The organism is Desulfobotulus sp. (assembly GCF_034006065.1).
GTDB lineage: Bacteria > Desulfobacterota > Desulfobacteria > Desulfobacterales > ASO4-4 > Desulfobotulus.
On the sequence record NZ_JAVETM010000022.1, the window covers coordinates 23,767 to 42,758 of the forward strand.

General features: G+C 55.1%; 13 protein-coding genes. 11 read left to right on the forward strand and 2 right to left on the reverse strand.

Going from position 1 to position 18,992, the window contains the following annotated elements; translation table 11 throughout:
* The first annotated feature begins 53 nt into the window (after positions 1-53).
* From RBR60_RS09600 to RBR60_RS09610, 3 genes are read left to right on the forward strand one after another with little or no spacing between them, the layout of a single operon-like run.
* On the forward strand, positions 54-773 hold the full coding sequence (locus tag RBR60_RS09600) for a septal ring lytic transglycosylase RlpA family protein (protein WP_320356136.1): 720 nt from the start codon (positions 54-56) through the stop codon (positions 771-773).
* 11 nt (positions 774-784) lie between these two features.
* Positions 785-1,393 (forward strand): D-glycero-beta-D-manno-heptose 1,7-bisphosphate 7-phosphatase, encoded by a 609-nt coding sequence (gmhB, locus tag RBR60_RS09605; RefSeq protein ID WP_320356139.1) that lies wholly within the window; start codon positions 785-787, stop codon positions 1,391-1,393.
* Positions 1,390-3,555: an ATP-dependent RecD-like DNA helicase gene (locus RBR60_RS09610; protein ID WP_320356141.1), complete on the forward strand. Its 2,166-nt coding sequence runs from the start codon at positions 1,390-1,392 to the stop codon at positions 3,553-3,555. The genes gmhB and RBR60_RS09610 overlap by 4 nt, the downstream gene beginning before the upstream one ends.
* Here RBR60_RS09610 and RBR60_RS09615 read toward each other — a convergent pair.
* Positions 3,509-4,213 carry a CoA pyrophosphatase gene (locus RBR60_RS09615; RefSeq protein ID WP_320356143.1) on the reverse strand — a complete coding sequence of 235 codons (705 nt, stop codon included), beginning with the start codon at positions 4,211-4,213 and terminating at the stop codon, positions 3,509-3,511. The genes RBR60_RS09610 and RBR60_RS09615 overlap by 47 nt on opposite strands.
* 265 nt (positions 4,214-4,478) lie before the next feature.
* On the opposite strand from RBR60_RS09615, the gene RBR60_RS09620 reads away from it, so the two are divergent.
* Together RBR60_RS09620 and nadB are read left to right on the forward strand one after the other, a co-directional pair.
* Positions 4,479-5,123, forward strand: coding sequence for a TIGR04211 family SH3 domain-containing protein (locus RBR60_RS09620; protein WP_320356144.1), 645 nt, complete (start codon positions 4,479-4,481; stop codon positions 5,121-5,123).
* 55 nt (positions 5,124-5,178) lie between these two features.
* Entirely contained in the window at positions 5,179-6,795 is a 1,617-nt protein-coding gene (nadB, locus tag RBR60_RS09625; protein ID WP_320356146.1) for an L-aspartate oxidase, read from the forward strand.
* Between the two features lie 44 nt (positions 6,796-6,839).
* On the opposite strand, the gene ubiE is transcribed toward nadB, so the two are convergent.
* Complete coding sequence (gene ubiE / locus RBR60_RS09630; protein ID WP_320356148.1) at positions 6,840-7,544, reverse strand: bifunctional demethylmenaquinone methyltransferase/2-methoxy-6-polyprenyl-1,4-benzoquinol methylase UbiE; 705 nt, start codon at positions 7,542-7,544, stop codon at positions 6,840-6,842.
* Positions 7,545-7,816: 272 nt separating this feature from the next.
* On the opposite strand from ubiE, the gene dnaJ reads away from it, so the two are divergent.
* The 6 genes from dnaJ to RBR60_RS09660 all read left to right on the forward strand — a co-directional run bounded on the left by dnaJ (position 7,817) and on the right by RBR60_RS09660 (position 18,866).
* The gene (gene dnaJ / locus RBR60_RS09635; protein ID WP_320356150.1) at positions 7,817-8,914 is read left to right on the forward strand and encodes a molecular chaperone DnaJ; all 1,098 of its coding nucleotides are present in this window, start codon (positions 7,817-7,819) and stop codon (positions 8,912-8,914) included.
* 1 nt (position 8,915) lies between these two features.
* The gene (queD, locus tag RBR60_RS09640; RefSeq protein ID WP_320356151.1) at positions 8,916-9,290 is read left to right on the forward strand and encodes a 6-carboxytetrahydropterin synthase QueD; all 375 of its coding nucleotides are present in this window, start codon (positions 8,916-8,918) and stop codon (positions 9,288-9,290) included.
* A 396-nt stretch (positions 9,291-9,686) separates the two neighbouring features.
* On the forward strand, positions 9,687-10,970 hold the full coding sequence (locus RBR60_RS09645) for an efflux RND transporter periplasmic adaptor subunit (protein ID WP_320356153.1): 1,284 nt from the start codon (positions 9,687-9,689) through the stop codon (positions 10,968-10,970).
* Positions 10,970-12,907 (forward strand): MacB family efflux pump subunit, encoded by a 1,938-nt coding sequence (locus RBR60_RS09650; protein ID WP_320356159.1) that lies wholly within the window; start codon positions 10,970-10,972, stop codon positions 12,905-12,907. The genes RBR60_RS09645 and RBR60_RS09650 overlap by 1 nt, the downstream gene beginning before the upstream one ends.
* 17 nt (positions 12,908-12,924) lie before the next feature.
* Complete coding sequence (locus tag RBR60_RS09655) at positions 12,925-14,355, forward strand: efflux transporter outer membrane subunit (protein ID WP_320356161.1); 1,431 nt, start codon at positions 12,925-12,927, stop codon at positions 14,353-14,355.
* A 209-nt stretch (positions 14,356-14,564) separates the two neighbouring features.
* A complete protein-coding gene (locus tag RBR60_RS09660) occupies positions 14,565-18,866 on the forward strand; it encodes a DEAD/DEAH box helicase (RefSeq protein WP_320356163.1) in 4,302 nt (1,433 codons plus the stop codon).
* Positions 18,867-18,992: the final 126 nt, after the last annotated feature.

Below are 18,992 nucleotides of genomic sequence, written 5' to 3' on the forward strand. Positions count from 1 at the left end.
CCTGTACTGCCCTGAAAAAGGGGGGATTGGATTTTTTAAAAAAAGGTTTTTTTGTGTCAGAAAACGTCTTTTCCAAAAAATACGTTCTTTTCTCGGTCTGTATGGCGCTTTTGTTTCTGGTTTCCTGCGCTACCCGGACTCCTCCTTCTTTTCAGCCCCCAGGGCAGCGGCCTTACAAGGTAATGGGAAAATGGTACTATCCCATTCCCGATGCCACGGGGTACAGGCAAAAAGGCCTTGCCTCGTGGTATGGTCCGGGGTTTCATGGAAAAACCACGGCCAATGGCGAAAAATACAACATGCATGCCATGACAGCGGCGCACAAAACCCTGCCCTTCGGCACGCTGGTGCGGGTGAGAAACCTTGAAAACAACAGGGAAGTGGTGGTACGCATCAACGACCGGGGGCCCTTTGTGCGGGGCAGAATCATTGATCTTTCCAATGCATCGGCCCAAGCCATTGGTCTGGATGTCCGGGGCGTGGGGCCTGTGGAGATCAAGGCTGTGGCTTCGGACAGAAAAAATGCCCTGGATATGGGCCAAGGCGATTTTTCCGTTCAGGTGGGGGCGTTCACACAGAGGATGAATGCGGATCGGCTTGCGGAAAAACTCAAACAGGAGGGACACAGGGTGCATGTGTTTGCCCATGACCGGGGAGATGCGGTTTTTTTCCGGGTTCGGGTAAAGGGGTATGGGCGACTGGAAGCTGCGGAAAGAGCGGAGGCGGATTTCCGGAAAAAGGGATATGGTGACGCCATGGTGGTGGCGGAGTGAGGACTGTGTTCGTGGCAAGGGAAAAAGCCGTTGTGTTTCTGGACAGGGATGGGGTTATCAATGAGGATTCTTCTTGCTATATCCGCAGCGTTCCGGAATTCCGTTTCATACCGGGAAGCGCCGAAGCAGTGGCCAGGCTGTGCGCCGCAGGTTTTGAGGTGATGCTTATCACCAACCAGTCCGTGATCGGCAGAAAGCTTGTGACAGAAAGTACCCTTTCATCCATATTTGAACACATGCGTCAAGGCCTTGCGGCTTTCGGAGGGACCATCAAAGACATCTTTTACTGTCCCCACAGACCTGAAGAGCATTGTCTTTGCAGAAAACCCCGGCCGGGTCTTTTTTTTCAGGCCCAAGCGGCCCATGATGTGGATCTGAGAAGCAGCATCATGGTGGGCGATAGTGCCAAGGATATGGAGGCCGCTCTGGCTGCGGGCGTGGGAACCCGTGTACTGGTGCGCACGGGTAACGGGAAAAGGGATCTGCTTTGTTTACAGGAAAAGGGCCTTGATCCGGATTTTGTGGCAAAAGATCTTGGCGAGGCTGTGGACTGGATTCTATTGAACCGGGAAGGACGGGCTGTAATGACCTCTAAGGATGGGACGGATCAGAGGACATGATTGTTCTGCAGGGAAGACTGGACAGTATCCGTTTTTCCAATGAGGAGAATGGATACACCGTTGCCCGTTTTACGCCGGATGGTTATCAGACGGAAATCACGGTGGTGGGCATCCTTGCGGGGGTGCGTCCCGGAGAAACCCTGCGCATTGAAGGCGACTGGGAAAAGCACATAAAATTTGGTGAGCAGTTCCGCATTGCAAAGATGGAGGTGATTCTTCCGGATACGGCAAGGGGAATCAAACGCTATCTGGCATCCGGCGTGATATCCGGCGTGGGTGAGGTGATGGCGGAAAAACTGGTGGCCTATTTCGGATCTCACACCCTGGAGGTGTTGGACGCAAGTCCGGAACGCCTGTGTGAGGTTCCGGGCATCGGTAAATCCAAGGCAAAGGCCATTGCGGATTCCTGGAAATCTTATCATGCCATCCGCACCCTGATGGCTCTGATGGCAAAAATCGGGGCCTCCCCCTCTTCCGGCGCAAAAATTCTGCATACCTATGGAGGAGAATCCCTCACTCTTGTACGGGAAGACCCTTACCGCATCTGCCGGGAAATTCCCGAAGTTCCCTTTGAGGTGGCTGACCGCCTGGGGCTTGCGGCGGGTATTTCAAGGGATTCTGCATCAAGAATCCGCGCAGGTCTTTTGTATGTGCTGGAAAAGGCCGGATATTCCGGCCATGTTTTTTTACCGGAAAAGGATCTTCTGGCAAGAGCCCTGAAGCTTTTGGGCGTTAACCGGGAAAGCCTGGTGCAGGCCTTTGAAAAGCTGGAGGAAGAAAAGGCCCTTGTGCTGGAGGGGGATCCTGGGCAGCGCCATGTGTATCTGAAGGAGATGCACGCAGCGGAATCGGGGATCGGAGCAAGACTTTCAGCCATGCTCAGCCTTGGGCCGCCGGGGTCCAATCCTACGGATCTTTCCGTTCTGGAGCTTTCCGTTCTGAAGGGATTGGCCCTTCGTCTTTCCGAAGAGCAGTTGGCCACCCTTTCAAAGCTTCTGGAAAGCCGGGTGGCCATTCTCACAGGGGGGCCAGGAACGGGTAAAACCACACTGATCCGCAGTGTCTGCGCTGTGATGGGGGAGAGGGGTGCCAGAATTCTTCTGGCAGCGCCCACAGGAAGGGCAGCGAGACGACTTTCCGATGTCACAGGTCGAAAGGCCCTCACCCTGCACCGTCTTTTGAAGTACAATCAGATGGAAAGCCGTTTTGAGGTGAACACGGATAATCCCCTGGATGTGGATATGCTCATCGTGGATGAAGCCTCCATGGTGGATATTCTGCTCATGTTTCACCTGCTCTGTGCTGTTCCCATGGCGGCCAGGCTGATTCTGGTGGGCGATGTTTCCCAGCTTCCTTCCGTGGGTCCGGGCAATGTTCTGGGGGATCTTATCCAGTCCGGAAACATCCCCGCCTTTACCCTGAAAACCATTTTCCGCCAGGCCCAGGAAAGTCCCATTGTCATGAATGCCCACCGGATTAATCAGGGAGAAATGCCGGATTTTTCCCTTGCCGGTGACGGGGCTTTGTCCGAATTCTACTTTATCCGTCAGAGCAGCCCGGAAAACGTGGTGCGTACCATTGTCACCCTTTGTGTTCAGCGGATTCCCGAACGCTTTGGTTTTGACCCTTTCCGGGATGTGCAGGTACTCACCCCCATGCACAAGGGAGAGGTGGGAACGCTGTGTCTCAATCAGGTTTTGCAACAGGCCCTGAATCCTCCAAAGGCGGGTAAGGGAGACGGAGCTTTCCGGGTGGGCGACAAGGTGATCCATCTGAAAAATAATTATAAGAAGGAAGTGTTTAACGGGGACATTGGCCAGGTTTGTGCGATTGAGGAAAAAGAAGGGCTTGTTCTGGTGGATTACAGCGATGGAGAGGGCGAGCGTCAGGTGGCCTATGCCCCCGAAGAGCTGGATGAGCTGGCTTTGGCCTATGCCATCAGCGTGCACAAATCCCAGGGATCGGAGTATCCTGTTGTGATCATTCCCCTGATGCCCGAGCATGCGCCGCTTTTGCAGCGTAACCTTGTGTATACGGCCATGACCCGGGGAAAACGGCTGGTGATTTTTGTGGGGATGTCCCAGGCTCTGGATATGGCCATACGCAATGACAGGCCTACCCGACGTTTTTCGGATCTTTGTCGTCGCCTGAAAAGTTCATGAAGGTTTCTGTGATCCGGAGAAGGGCCTGGATGATTTCGGCTGTGATGCCCCAGATCATGCCCTCGGGGCTGGACCAGAAGAGAACGGGGTGGCGCACCCCACCCCAGGGTCTGGAATAGTGCTCCGGAAGACCCAGGGCTTCTGCGGGAAGCAGAACCTCCCTTTCTCCGTTTCGTTTTTTGATCACAGGGTGGGCCATGATCTGTATGGTGTGAATCTCCGGAGGATTCCGGGCAAACCATGCAAGGGGCAGCGTAAAGATTCTGGCCACCTCATCGGGATTGGGGCTGAGTTCGTCCAATGTATCCATGGACACCCGGGCCACCACAGGGGCTACGGTAAGACCCATCACCGTGAGCAGGATGTCCATGCGGCCCAGAATCTCGATTTTATCCGGACGAAGTCCCAATTCTTCCACAGTTTCCCGGATGGCCGTCTGGCAGGGATCGGAATCTTCGCTGTCCATCATGCCGCCGGGAAAACAGACTTCTCCAGCCTGGCGGATGCCATCTGCGCGTTGTTCAAAGAGCAGATGGATGCCGTCGTGTTTCTCGATCAGGGGAATGAGAACGGCGGTGTTTCTGTAACGCCTGGCATAATGAAATCCCGGTCTTTGGGGCAGGCCTGCCCTGAGGTGTTCAAAGGGAAAGGGTATCATGGGAGATCCTTATTTTTGTCAGGATATCAGATTGTAAGGCTTCTGGGTTAAAGACCGTTTCTGTGCGCCGGAGGGTAAAAAAGAAGATTTTTCAGGCGGATTTCAGGTCTTCAGGAAAAGAGCGCCAAGTACACCCTGCGGAGAAGCATATTGACATGACGGGATTTTTCAAGGGTATTATGTTTTTCTGAAAAAGAAAGCACTTCAAAGTCAAAGGTTTTTTCTGACCGCTATCAAGCAGGCACCTTACCGATGGGGATGACGCATGGAACATTTTTTTCAGAAAAGCAGGTTCTTTTTCTGTTGTTTTTTCCTACTGACAGGGCATGCCCTGGCCCAGACCGCCTATGTAACGGATGAGCTGCAGTTCATGGTGCGAACGGGAAAGGATACGACCCATAAAATTGTCGCCATCGCCCGTTCCGGCGACAAGGTGGAAGTGGTGGAAACCGACGGCGACTGGACCTATGTGAAGCATGACGGCAAGGAAGGCTGGATGCTGGGCCGTTTTCTCGTCCCTGATCCTCCGGGTAAGGTGCGCATGGTGGCCTTTGAAAGGGAGCATGAACGCCTGAAACAGCGTTTGGCCAGACTTGAGGAAGAAGCGGCACAGTTGCGGGAAGAAAACCGAAACCTGAGTAAGGCGCTGGAAGAAAAAAAGACGGGGCTTGAATTGGTGGCAACGGCCCATGAGAAACTGAAAGAAGAGGCGGCAGAATTTCTCTCCTTAAAGGAAGAAGCCGGGCGCATGCGGGAGATCCTTGAGGAACAGAGGGCCATGGTGCAGGATCTGGATGCCCAACTTCTGGAACGCAATATTAAAATGTTCGCTTTGGGCGCCGGGGTTCTTCTGGTGGGGATGATCCTTGGCATATCCATGCGTAAAAAACAAAAAAACACCTATTATTGATGCATGCGTGTCCAGGAAAAGGCAATCCTGGGCATGGGGGGGAAGGTAGGGAAAGATGCGGATCCACAGCGATTTTCTGGTGTTGGGGTCGGGGGTAGCCGGTCTCATGTTTGCCCTTAAGGTGGCGGACCATGGTCGGGTGGCTGTGGTGACCAAAGCGGAGATTGCCGAGAGTAACACGGCCCGGGCTCAAGGGGGGGTGGCTTCGGTGTTCGGAGATACGGACTCCTTTGAGCTGCACGTGAAAGACACCCTGGACTCCGGTGCCGGGCTCTGTGATCCGGAAGTGACGGACATGGTGGTTCGCAGCGGGCCTGACCGGATCCGGGAGCTGATGGATCTTGGGGTGAAGTTCAACCATATTGATCCCGACCATCTGGATCTCGGCAGAGAGGGCGGGCATTCGGAAAAGCGCATTGTCCACGCCCTTGACATGACAGGCTGGGAAATCGAGTCCGTTCTGGTGGAAAGGGTCAAATCCCACCCCAACATAGATGTGTACGAACACCACATCGCCATTGATCTTTTAACCCATGCCACCCGTATCCGGAGAGGGCTTGTGGTGACCAGCCATGAAGAGCTCTGCTGCGGGGCCTATGTTCTGGATATCGTTTCAGACCGGGTATGCACCTTCACGGCCCCCATCACCCTTCTGGCCACAGGAGGGGCCGGCAAGGTCTATCCCTACACCAGCAACCCCGACGTGGCCACAGGGGACGGCGTGGCCATGGCCTACAGAGCCGGAGCCTCTGTGGCCAATCTTGAGTTTGTGCAGTTCCATCCCACCTGCCTTTACCATCCGGATGCCAAGAATTTTCTCATTTCCGAAGCCGTGCGCGGGGAAGGCGGAATTCTGCGCAATGCGCGGGGCGAGGCCTTCATGGAGCGGTATTCTCCTCTGAAGGATCTGGCCTGCAGGGATGTGGTGGCAAGGGCCATTGATACGGAGCTCAAACGCACGGGGGATAATTCCGCATACCTGGATATTTCCCACAAGCCTTCGGATTTTGTCAGAAACCGATTTCCAAATCTTTATGCCAACTGTATGAAGTTCGGCATTGATATGACGACAGATCCCATTCCTGTGGTGCCTGCGGCCCATTACATGTGCGGCGGTATTGCCACGGATCTTTCCGGGAGAACGGATATTCTGAGTCTCTATGCCGTGGGCGAGACGGCCTGTACGGGGCTGCATGGTGCCAATCGCCTGGCCAGCAACTCCCTTCTGGAAGCCCTTGTGTATGCCCACAGGGCAGCAGAGGATGCCCTCTCAAGGATCAAAACCGTGAGCCTGCCCCAGGATCTGCCGGAGTGGGATGAAATGGGCACCACGGACAGCGACGAGGCGGTGATGGTGGCCCACAACTGGGATGAGATCCGTATGTTCATGTGGAATTACGTGGGCATTGTGCGTTCGGATAAGCGGCTTGCCAGGGCCAGGCGGCGCATTGATAACATCCAGCATGAGATACAGGAATACTACTGGAATTTCCGGGTAACCTCCGACCTCATTGAGCTGCGCAACATTGCCCTGGTGGCGGAGCTGATCATCCGCAGCGCCCAGCGCCGCAAGGAAAGTCGGGGGCTTCATTATTCCATTGATTATCCCATGCGGGATGATGTGAACTGGTTAAGGGACACCGTGCTTAAACGGGGAAGCAAAGAGGGATGAAAAAGGCGGCCTTTGGGCCGCCTCAGATTTTGGAGGGCTGAAGATCAGAGGGGTTTTTTCCCTGTGTAGAGGGTGGAAACCCCCAGGGTGAGGGCGGTGTGGGAAACCTCCTGAAAGCCGCAGTTTCTGATGATCTCAGAAAAAATTTCCGGCTGCGGAAAGGCCAGGACAGAGTCCGGCAGGTAGCGATAGGCGAAGTTGCTGGAAAAAAGTCCGCCGATGAAAGGGAGGAGGCTTTGAAAATATAAAAGGTAGAGTTTTCTGAGAAAACCTTCCGGCGGTGTGGCCAGTTCCAGGATGGCAAGACGACCGCCGGGTCTGAGGCAGCGGAAAAATTCCCCAAGGGCCCCTTCCCTGTCCTGGATATTGCGGATGCCGAATGCGATGGTAATGGCATCAAAACTTTCCGCATCAAAGGGAAGATGGAGGGCATTGGCCGCCTGGAGTTCTATGGAATCCGTCATGCCCGCAGCAGCCACTTTTTCCCGGCCGATTTCCAGCATGCCTTCGGAAAAATCCACCCCCACTACCCGGGCTTCAGGATGCAGGCGTATGACCTCCATGGCCACATCCGCCGTGCCGCAGGCCACATCCAGCACGCGGCCTTTTCTGGGAAGGGAGAGGGCGCGTACGGCCTTTCTTCTCCAGAGGGTATCCTGGCGGAGGCTTAAAAGACGGTTCAGGAAATCATAGCGCGGCGCGATGGCGTCGAACATGCTCTGGACAAAGGGAATTTCTTTCTTTTTCATTGACAAGACCGTCACAGGTATTAGTTTTGGCGTCGTTATCAAAAGGTTCCGGTAAAGATAAAGAGTCTCCTGAGAATATAATTCTCAGCCTATGTAAAACAGTCAAAGCATGAAAACCAGCCTTTTTTCCCTTCCCACATGAGGGATTGGCGTTTTGGAGGAAAGGGGAATCAGGGTTTTGTAAGACACCCCTTTCCAGACCGGTACAGAATGGATTTGAATATAAACAATATCCGGACCTTAGGGCTCCGGCCTGACAAGCGGGTAAAACAATGGCGGAAAAGCGAGATTATTACGAGGTTCTCGGGGTAAGCCGGGATGCGGCTGTGGACACCATAAAAAAAAGCTACCGCAAACTGGCGATGCAATACCATCCGGACAAAAATCCGGGAGACAAGGAAGCCGAGGATCGTTTCAAAGAGGCTTCGGAAGCCTATGCTGTGCTTTCCGATGCGGAAAAACGGAAAATTTATGACCAGTATGGTCATAAGGGACTTGAGAGCACAGGCTTTTCCGGAGCGGGTGGTTTTGAGGACATCTTTTCCAATTTCGGGGATATTTTTGAGGAATTTTTCGGATTTGGCGGTCGTCGTGGCGGTGGTCAGCGCAGCCGCCGGGGTTCTGATCTCCGTTATGATCTGGAAGTGGAGTTCAAGGAAGCGGCCTTTGGTTCGGAAAGAGAGCTTGAGTTTGAAAAACTTGAAAACTGCGTCACCTGCGGCGGGGATGGCTGTGAGCCTGGCTCAGGCCCTGAAGTCTGCCCCCACTGTCGGGGAACGGGCCAGTATGCCCAGACACAAGGGTTTTTTACGGTGCGCAGCACCTGTCCTTATTGTAAAGGCTCCGGAAAAATTATCCGCAATCCCTGTTCCAAATGCCATGGTCGGGGCCGGATGCCTGCAAAGAAAAAGGTTTCTGTCCGCATTCCTGCGGGGGTGGACAATGGTTCCCGCCTTCGTCTGACCGGGGAGGGAGAACCCGGACCCAATGGGGGGCCTAAGGGCGATCTTTATGTTTTCATCCACGTCAAGCCCCACAAGCTATTCCAGAGAGACGGAATGGATGTCATCTGTTTTGTGGATGTCTCCATGGTGCAGGCGGCCCTTGGGGATACCATCACTGTTGAAACCCTGGAAGGCGAGAAAGAGCTGGAAATTCCCAAAGGGACTCAGTATGGGGATACCATACGCCTCAGGGGTGAGGGCATTCCCTCCCTGCGTACGGGGCAGAGGGGGGACCAGATCATCCAGGTGCATGTGAAAACGCCCACCCATGTGAACAAAAAGCAGGAAAAGCTTTTGCGGGAGTTTGCCAAGCTGGATGAGGAGAAGTTCACCAACAAGCTGAAAAATCTTTTTAAGGGCATATGACATGTATGAACTGCGGGTGACGGGGGATTTTGCAGCGGCGCACCAATTGAAGAATGTGACGGAAAAATGTGAGAATCTCCATGGTCATAATTTTCAGGTGGAGGCGGCTGTGGAAGGAGATCGGCTGAACGAGGCCTATGTACTTATGGATTTTGGCCTTTTAAAACGTCATCTCCGGGAAATTCTGGGTTCTCTGGATCACTGTTTCCTCAATGATCATCCCGCCTTTGCCGGAAAAAATGCTTCTTCGGAGAATCTGGCCCGGTTTATTGCGGAAAATCTTCAGCAGCGGCTTGCGCCTCTGGACCAGGGAGTGCGGGTCCGCCGGGTGCGGGTCTGGGAATCCGCCACCGCCAGTGCGGCCTATTATCCTTAAAAAAAGTTTTCAGCTCCCTTCAGAATTCAAGAACAAAAAGAAAAAAGGTGCTGGGCCATGACCATGGTCGAGCGCCTTTTTCATTTTTATGGCCTCAGCGAGTACGCGGTTTTTTACAAGAAAAGAGATCTCGACTGACGGGGTGCAGACTTCCCTCCCTTGGGAAAGCGCTTTGTACGGGCTTGTGCATGCCTGAAATTTCAGAGACTACAGAAATTTACCCAAGTTTACTTTTCAGGCGGAATATTTTTTCGTTATGAATGGAAAAAGGATTGGCGGAGAAGGAGCAACCGTCGGAAGCTTAGGTTTTGAAGGCTTTGTTGACCGTTTTTTCAAAGTGTCTGCGGGTTCCGGAAAACCTTGGAACAAAGGCTGACGCAGGGTATGGAGGATTCCGTGAAGCAGGTTGCAGGAAAAAAGAAAGGACGGCGGTGGGCGTTGTCTGTTTTATGGATCCTTTGTGTTCTTGGCGTCGGAAGTCTGGCCTTCTGGTACGGTTTTGTCAGAAGCAGCAAGGAAACCGCGCAATGGACCACGGCTTATGTCCAACGGGGGACCATTGAAGATCTGGTGGCTGCAACGGGAATGCTTCAGCCCAGAAGTTATGTGGATGTGGGGGCTCAGGTTTCAGGCCAGTTGCAGCGTATTGTGGTTGAAGTGGGGGATTTTGTGAAGGAAGGAGATCTTCTGGCGGAGATTGATCCCACCCTGTTTGTGGCCAAGGTGGATGCCAGCCGGGCTCAGCTTAAGTATCAGAAGGCCCAGCTTCAGGATCGCAGGGCCCAGCTCCAGCAGGCCATAAATCATCACGAACGTCAGAAAAAGCTTCTGGCCGAAGGGGCGACCACCATGGAAACCGCGCAGAATGCAGAAACCGCCCTGCTTTCTGCGGAAGCTCAGGTGGCCATGCTCCTTGCCCAGATTGAACAGACCGAATCCAGCCTGCGGGCGGATGAGGCCAGCCTTGGTTATGCGCGTATCTATGCGCCCATGGATGGCACCGTGGTCTCCATTTCCGCCCGCCAGGGCCAGACCCTCAACGCCACCCAGCAGGCCCCCACCCTTCTGCGCATCGCAGATCTTTCCACCATGACCGTGGAAACGCGGGTGTCTGAGGCGGATATCGGCAGGCTTTTTGTGGGAATGGATGCCTATTTCACCACCCTGGGCAGTCAGAACCGCAGATGGCGGGGAAAGTTGCAGCGCATTGAGCCCACGCCTGTGGTGGAAAACAATGTGGTACTCTACAACGCGCTTTTTGATGTGGATAACAGCGGGGGTGAGCTTTTTACCCAGATGACGGCCCAGGTTTTCTTTGTGGTGGCTTCGGCAAGAAACGCTCTTCTTGTGCCTGCATCGGCCCTCAGGGCCGGGGACGGCAGGCAGAAGATGCCATCCCCACCCCCCAGAGAAAGGGAGAGGATGTCCAAAACAGGGGGTGAAAGGCCTGAAAGGAACGGAAAATCTCAAGGGAGGGGTGCAGCAGATCTTCGGATTCTGGATGGGCAGGGACAGGTGCAAATCCGGGAGGTGCAGACCGGGGTGAGCAACCGCGTGCAGGTGCAGATTCTTTCCGGAGTGGAGGAAGGAGAACGGGTGATTACGGGGCAGAGTGCTTCGGAACGTAAAGAAACAACGCGTACGGGGAGTGGGCCCATGCCCGGAATGCCGAGGATGTGATGAAAAGCGAAAAAGAACCGCTCCTGAAGCTTTGCGGGGTTACCAAGACCTTTTGCAGCGGAGACATGGATGTGGAAGTGCTCCACGGCATTGATCTTTGCATTTATCCCGGAGAGTTTGTGGCCATCATGGGCAGCTCCGGGTCCGGAAAATCCACCCTGATGAACATCCTGGGGTGTCTGGATCGTCCGACCCGGGGTCGGTATCTCTTCATGGGGCAGGATGTGTCTTGCCTGGACAAGGGCGAGCTGGCCCGGATGCGGCGGGAGGAATTCGGTTTTGTTTTCCAGAGTTACAACCTCATTGCCACGGCCAGCGCCCGGGACAATGTGGCTGTTCCTGCGGTGTATGCGGGGATGAAATCAAAGGAAAGAAAGGAGAGGGCCACCCGCCTTCTTGAGGATCTGGGCCTTGGGGATCGGGTTTTTCACAGGCCTTCCCAGCTTTCCGGCGGCCAGCAGCAGCGGGTGTCCATTGCCCGTGCCCTGATGAATGGCGGCCGGATTCTTCTGGCGGATGAACCTACGGGTGCTTTGGACAGCCGGAACGGGGCTGAGGTGATGCGGCTTCTGAAATCCCTTTCGGAGCAGGGGCATACCCTCATTCTCATTACCCATGAACATGAGATCGCGGCCCATGCGGATCGCATCATTGAGATCCGGGATGGGCGGATTCTTTCGGATCCCGGACCCCAGAGGGAGGGAAAGGATCTGCCGGAGCGGGTGGTGCAGGGTGAAGAAGGTTCCGTTTTCGGAGAGCTTGGGGAAGCCGGTCTTACGGCGGTGCGTTCCCTGAGAAGCAATATTTTCCGAACCATTCTCACCCTTCTTGGCATTGTCATTGGCGTGGCCTCGGTGATTGTCATGATGGGAATCGGAGACGGGGCCCGGCAGACCGTGGTGGAAAGGATCAGCGCCATGGGAAGCAATCTTCTCACCGTGAGGCCCGGAGCCCCCAACATGCGAGGCAGGGGGGAGGTTGCTACCCTTGTGGCTGAGGATGTACTCGCCATCGGAGACGTGCCCAATGTGCTGGCTGCGGTTCCGGAACAGTCCGGATCTGTTACGGTGCGCCATGGAGGCATGGATCACAGGACGGAAATCAACGGTACCTCATGGAATTATGGCGTGGCAAGAACCTGGGAGCCTTCCCAGGGAACCTTTTTCACGGCAGAGGACGAGGCCGCCTATGCCACTGTGGCTGTTTTAGGAGAGACCGTTGCAAAGGCCCTTTTCCCGGACTCCGATCCCCTGGGAGCCTATATTCTCATCAACCGCATTCCCTTTCAGGTGATCGGGGTGATGGCCACCATGGGCGCAGGTTTCGGCGGCAGGGATCAGGACGATGTGGTGTTGGTGCCTTACACCACGGGCAGTCTGCGCCTCACGGGGCAAAGGCATCTGAGAAATATCACCGTGGCCGTGGAGGATGTTCGCCGGATGGATGAAACCCAGGCAGAGGTGCATGCTCTGCTTCTGGCCCGTCATGGGGTGGAGGATTTTCAGATCCGCAACATGGCTTCTCTCATTGATTCCGTATCCGAAACCCACAATACCCTCACCATTCTTCTTGGCTCCATCGCCGCCATCTCCCTTCTGGTGGGCGGCATCGGGGTCATGAACATCATGCTGGTGAGTGTGACGGAGCGTACCCGGGAGATCGGAATCCGCATGGCCACGGGGGCCAGGATGCGCAACATTCTTCAGCAGTTTCTCATAGAGGCCCTGGTGGTTTCCACTCTGGGTGGGGTCATCGGCGTGGCTGCGGGTCTTGGGGTGGCTGCGACCATTGCCGCCCTGGGTACGCCTGTGCAGTACACATCGGCTCCGGTGCTGCTGGCCTTTGGTTGCGCCTTTGCCACGGGTCTTGTGTTCGGCTACCTGCCAGCGCGGAAAGCCGCACAGCTGGATCCTGTGGTGGCCCTGGCCTCAGAATGATTACGGGGAAAATCCGCATGAAAACGATGCTTTGCCGGACATGGAAAATATTCTTTCCAGGCTTGTCCTTTCTTCTTTTTCTTGCCTGCGCAGGATTTCTTGCGGGGTGCGCTCTGAAGGATCCCAAGGCTCTGGCCTCACCCCCTGCAATGCCCTCTTCCTGGTCTGCGGAGATCCATGCACAAGGGATGGTTCCTGACGAAAACTGGTGGCGGACCTTTGATTCCTCCGGTCTGGAGGATCTTCTCAAGGAGGCCCTTGCCGCATCACCGGACATGGCCATGGCCGTGGAACGGGTGGTTCAGGCGGAAACCCAGCTGCGCATCGCAGGAGCCTCCCTCTTTCCTTCCCTGAATATCAACGGCGGAAGCTCCTGGCGCAGAAACTGGGCTTCCGGAGGTAAGACCGGCTCCACGGAATCCTCCACCCTTTCCCTGGGGGCCAGTTATGAGGTGGATGTCTGGGGAAAGGTGGCTGCGGATGTGCGGGCTGCGGATGCCCTTTTCAGCGCTGCGGCCTATGATGAGGAGGCTGTGCGACTCAGTCTGATGGCAGGTGTGGCTACCGGATACTTTCAGGTTCTTGCCCTTGAAAAGCGCCTGGACATTGCCCGGGATAACCTTGCCATCGCCAACCGGGTTCTCGATTTTGTGAATTCCCGATATCGGCACGGCAGTGCCACGGAGCTGGACGTGAAGCGTCAACAGTCGGCTGTGCTGAGCCAGGAAGCCACCTGTCTTTCCCTGGAAGAGCAGTACGCTCAGCAGCTTTCCGCTCTGGCCATTCTGGTGGGCCGTGCACCCCAGGATTTTCAGGTCAGGACCGAAGCTTTCCAGGATCTGAGAATTCCCGAAGTGGGGGCTTATCTGCCCTCGGACCTTCTTCTGCGCAGACCGGATATTGCCAGGGCAGAGGCCCAGATCACCGCATCCGAGGCCAATGTCACTGTGGCCAGGGCCGCATTTTTTCCATCCATCCAGCTTTCCGGTTCCGGAGGACTGTCCAGCACTGCCCTTCTCTCCCTTTCCGGACCCCAGAGCAGTCTGGGGCTTTCCGCAGCCATCGCCCAGACCCTTTTGGATGGGGGAAGGCGTAGAAATCAGGTTGAGGCTGCAGAATCCAGGCTCAGGGAGCAGGTGGAAACCTACCGGAAAGTCATCCTCACGGCCTTGAAAGAGGTGGAAGATGGCCTGAGTCGGGCGGGGTTTTCCGCCCGTCAGATGGCATTGCAGGAGGATGTGGTGGAAAAGGCTTCCCGCAGCCTTTTTCTTGCGGAGTTGCGCTACAGGGAAGGAGCCGATGATCTCCTGACCCTTCTGGAAGCCCAGCGCAGCCTGTTCCAGGCCGAAGATCAGGCGGTGCAGCTGAGACTTGGCCGTCTGAATGCGGCCCTGGACCTGTACAAGGTGCTGGGAGGTGGGTGGCAAAAGGAGGCTGAGGGGGGGTGATGGGGGTCGGGGAAATCCGCTGGGGCGCAGACAGTCCTTGAAATGTTTGCGACAATCCTTCAAAAAGATCCGAAAAAGATATTCCGGAACCGGCGGGCCCGGGCCCTCAGAGCCGTTTTGGACGGGATATCCGGGAAGCTCTTTTTTTTGAAAAATAGAGTAGAAGCTCCGTCGCGATGGCATCACACATATCCTGAAGGATCAGACCCATGGCACTCTCCGCACAGTGGGAAACGAACGAAAAATCTGAAAAATTCAACCTTTATAATCTGACGGATCTTTCGGACCTGAAAAAAGAAATGGTATTGCTGGACAGCCTTACCCCCCTTGAAAGGCGGGTGGCGGAAATCCATGCCATTGATTGCAGGCTTCTGAACCGAAGCGTCATCCTGGCAGCCCTTGCCGCACTGGAGTCCCCCGAGGAAAAAAAACATTCCCAGCTGCGGATTCAGGGAAAACCCAAAGAGAAGTTTGGAATTCTGGAGAAAATTCTTAAAGGGCTTCAGAACAAAAATATTCTTGAAATGCCTGGAAAGGGTCTCTCCTGCCTGACCAAACCCTGGCTGCGCGCCCTTGCCAGAATCCTTCTTGCGGAAAAGAGGTTTTCTTCCATGGTGAACACCCTCAGGCCCTGCCTGAACATGGAGAATACGGATTATCACAATACGGATAAAGCAAGGCTCACAGCAGAAACCCGGATTGTTCTCTATGAAAAGGGAGGGGATGCGGCCCTCGATTTTCTGACCCAAAAGAAAAAAGAATCCTTCATTTACGGTTTTTCCCTGCAGGACATTATGGAAGATCTCTGTTTTTCTCCCTTTGATCTCCAGCTTTTTTCCATGCTTCCTGCAAACTGGCATACGGAATACCTGGCCCCTCTCTATACCCATGCCCTTTTCTCTCTGGAAAGCGGTGTCAACCGACAGCCCTATGTGGAAAACCTTGCACTGGCAGGCTCAGACCGCTGTGACATGGATCTTGAGGCTCTGGTGCTCAGTTTCTGGCTGCTGCGGGATGAGAAAGAAAAGCTGGATCTCTGGGAAAAAAACCATCGGCCGGAACACAGGGAAAACCAGCTCTGCCTCCAGGGATGGCGGGCCTTTTGCGAAGGGAGAAACAAGGAGGCCATCCAGCTCTACGAAGAAGCCCTCCTTCTTCTCAAAAAAAGAAAAGGCAAGCGAAAGACCATTTTCTTCACCCATCCCATGGGGATCCCCTGCCTTCTGGCCCTGATCCGGGAAAAAAGCGGAGATTCTTTGGAAAAGGCCCGAACCCTCACCGAGGCCATCCTTTCTGCTGGTGCTTCAGGTGCCTTTCTCTATCATGAAATTCTTCATTTTATTCTTTTTCTGGAGGGAAAGGCCCTGGCTCAGGCTCAGGAAAAGATTTTCAGTTTATCCCTGAAACAGATGGGTGCGAACAGGCTGACCGCTTTTTTTTATGCCTTCATCCAGTCCTGGACAGATCCGGAAAGGGCGGCCAAAGAGCTCAAGGAAATCCTTCTGCTGAAGAAACATACCGAACAGGAAGGCTTTGGCTGGTGCGAAAGGGAACTGGATGCCCTGATCCTCATGCTGAAAGGCGGGGAAGAAAGGGAGGGGGCCTCTCTCCTCACCCTCACCCAGAAAGACAGCGCCTGGGAAAACGCCCTCAATGCCCTTTTGCGGATTCACAGGAAAAAGGGGGCTTCGGACGGAGAGGAAAAAGAAGAAGCCGACCCGGAATTCCGCATGGCCTGGTTTGTCAGCATCAGTGCTGCGGGAACCTGTGAGATTGCGCCCAAAGAGCAGAAAAGAACAGGAAAGGGCTGGACTGCGGGAAGGGCTGTGGCGTTAAAACGCCTTGCGGAAGAACCCGAAACCTTTTCCTACCTCACCTTGCAGGACAGGCGCATCTGCCAACACATTGAAAGCGATTATGTCCGTTCCAGCTGGTACGGCACCACCAAGACAAGCTATCATTTTAATGTCAGGGTGCTGCCCGAACTTACGGATCATCCCCATCTCTTCAAAGCAGAGGACGGCACGCCCATTGAACTGGTGGCGGGAAAGCCTGAGCTCATTGTTTCCAAGATAAAAGGTGGAAAAAACAAAGGGAGCCTCTCCCTTTCCCTTTCGCCCCCTCCCCATCCCCTTCACGATGCCTTCTCCTATGTTCTGGTTTCTGAAACGCCTGCCCGCTTCAGGGTGGTGCATCTGGATGCGGAGTATCGGGAAATGGCCGCCATTCTCGGAAAAGAAATGAATCTGCCCCAGAGTGCGGAAACCAGGGTACAGAAGGTGATGGAGACCCTTGCCGGTCATATTCCCATCAAGTCCGACCTTGATTTCGGAGGAGAGGCTGCGGGCTTCACCGAGGTTCCGGCGGAAACCCGTCTCCATGCCCTGCTTTCTCCCCTGGGGGACGGCCTGAAACTTGGGCTTGCGTCCCAGCCCTTTGGGGAGAATGGCCCGGTCTATCCGCCGGGAGAAGGGGGAAGGAATGTGGTGGCTTCCGTAAAGGGAGCCCAGCTCAAGACCACACGGGATCTGGCTGAGGAAAAAATGCGCAGGCAGACCCTCATTCTCGCCTGCCCCAGCCTTCAGACCGAAGAAAGCCATCCTTCGGAATGGATTTTTCCGGATACGGAAAGTGCATTGGAGCTTCTTTTGGAGCTGGAGGCCCAGAAAGAGGAAATCCGCATCGCCTGGCCCGAAGGCCAGAAGTTCCGCATGGCGGGAACCCTTTCCCCTTTACAGTTCAAGGCTGGCATCCGCCAGAAGGAAGACTGGTTTGCCATCAGTGGTTCTGCCCTTGTGGATGAAACCCTCACCCTCACTCTCCTGGATCTCCTGGACAGCAAAAAACGGGTGGGCCGTTTCATCGCCCTGGAAAACGGGGCCTTTGTGGCCCTGACCCGGGAATTTGAGAAAAGACTCCGTCAGATGGAGCGCTACACCACGAAAAAGGGCAAGGCCACGGGCTTTCACCCCATGGCGGCCCTGGCGCTGGAAGGGGTTTTCGAGGATCTGGGCCAGCTTACAACGGACAAAGCCTGGGAAGAGCATGTGGCCCGCATCCGGAAGGTCAGCGACACAGCACCGGAGCTGCCCTCCACCCTGGGGGCGGAGCTGAGGGACTACCAGAAAGAGGGCTTTAACTGGATGGTGCGCCTCTCCGAATGGGGGGTGGGAGCCTGTCTTGCCGATGACATGGGCCTTGGGAAAACCCTTCAGGCCCTGGCCATCCTCCTCCGTTACGCTGCCAAAGGGCCTTCCCTTGTCATTGCCCCCACATCGGTATGTGGCAACTGGATGACGGAGGCAAGGCGCTTTGCGCCCACCCTCAGCTTCCGGACCATGACGGCGGATACGGGAAAACAAGAGCTGGAAGCCCTTGGCCCCTTTGATGTGCTCGTGTGCAGCTATGGCCGGATGCAGCAGGCGAAAAGTGCGGAAATGCTGGCAGGTCTTTCCTGGCAGGTGGCCATTCTCGATGAGGCCCAGGCCATCAAGAACATGGACACCCAGCGATCCAGAGCCGCCATGAAGCTTCAGGCCGCCTTCAGGCTCATCCTCACGGGAACACCCATTGAAAATCACTTAGGAGAGCTGTGGAATCTTTTCCAGTTCATCGTTCCGGGGCTTCTCGGTTCCCTCGAAAACTTTAACCGGCGCTTTGCCCTTCCCATTGAAAAGTATCAGGATGCCCAGGCAAAAAAAGATCTCAAACGGCTCGTCCAGCCCTTCATCCTCCGCCGTACCAAGGCCCAGGTGCTGGAGGAACTTCCCCCACGGACAGAAGTGCAGCTTGAGATTGATTTCAGCCCCGAGGAAATGGCCTTTTACGAAGCCCTGAGGCGGCAGGCCCTGGAGCGCATTGCAGAGGATACGGGAAGCGGGCCCGGTCAGAAGCACCTCAAAATTCTTGCGGAAATCACAAGACTCCGTCAGGCCTGCTGTCACAGCTCCCTTGTGAACCCGGATATCATTCTTCCCAGCAGCAAGCTTGCCGCCTTTTCGGAAATTCTTGATGATCTTCTGGAAAACCGGCACAAGGCCCTGGTCTTCAGCCAGTTTCTCGGCCACCTGGCCTTGGTGCGGGAGCATCTGGAAAAAAAGGGTGTCCGCTATCAGTATCTCGACGGTGCCACCCCTGGAGATCAGCGTCAGGAATCCATTGCCGCCTTTCAGGCCGGAGAGGGAGATGTGTTTCTCATCAGCCTCAAGGCCGGGGGCGTGGGCCTGAACCTGACGGCAGCGGACTATGTGATTCATATGGATCCCTGGTGGAACCCGGCTGTGGAGAATCAGGCCTCAGACCGGGCCCACCGCATCGGTCAGGAGAGGCCTGTGACCATCTACCGGCTTGTCACCCGGAATACGGTGGAGGAAAAAATTGTGAAAATGCACGCCCACAAACGGGATCTGGCGGACAGCCTCCTTCAGGGCGCGGACGCAAGCGCCAAACTTTCTGCGGAAGTGCTGCTGGGGCTGATCCGGGGAGAAGACGGGGGGGCTGAGCGGCGATAAACGATGATGGATCACCGGGTGCCGTTTTCAAAGATACAAGGAAGGCCATGATCCATCATCATATGAGCGAGTAACTGAGCATCTCTTTTGTGTGGAAACAACACAAGGCATCTGAGCCCATCAGGG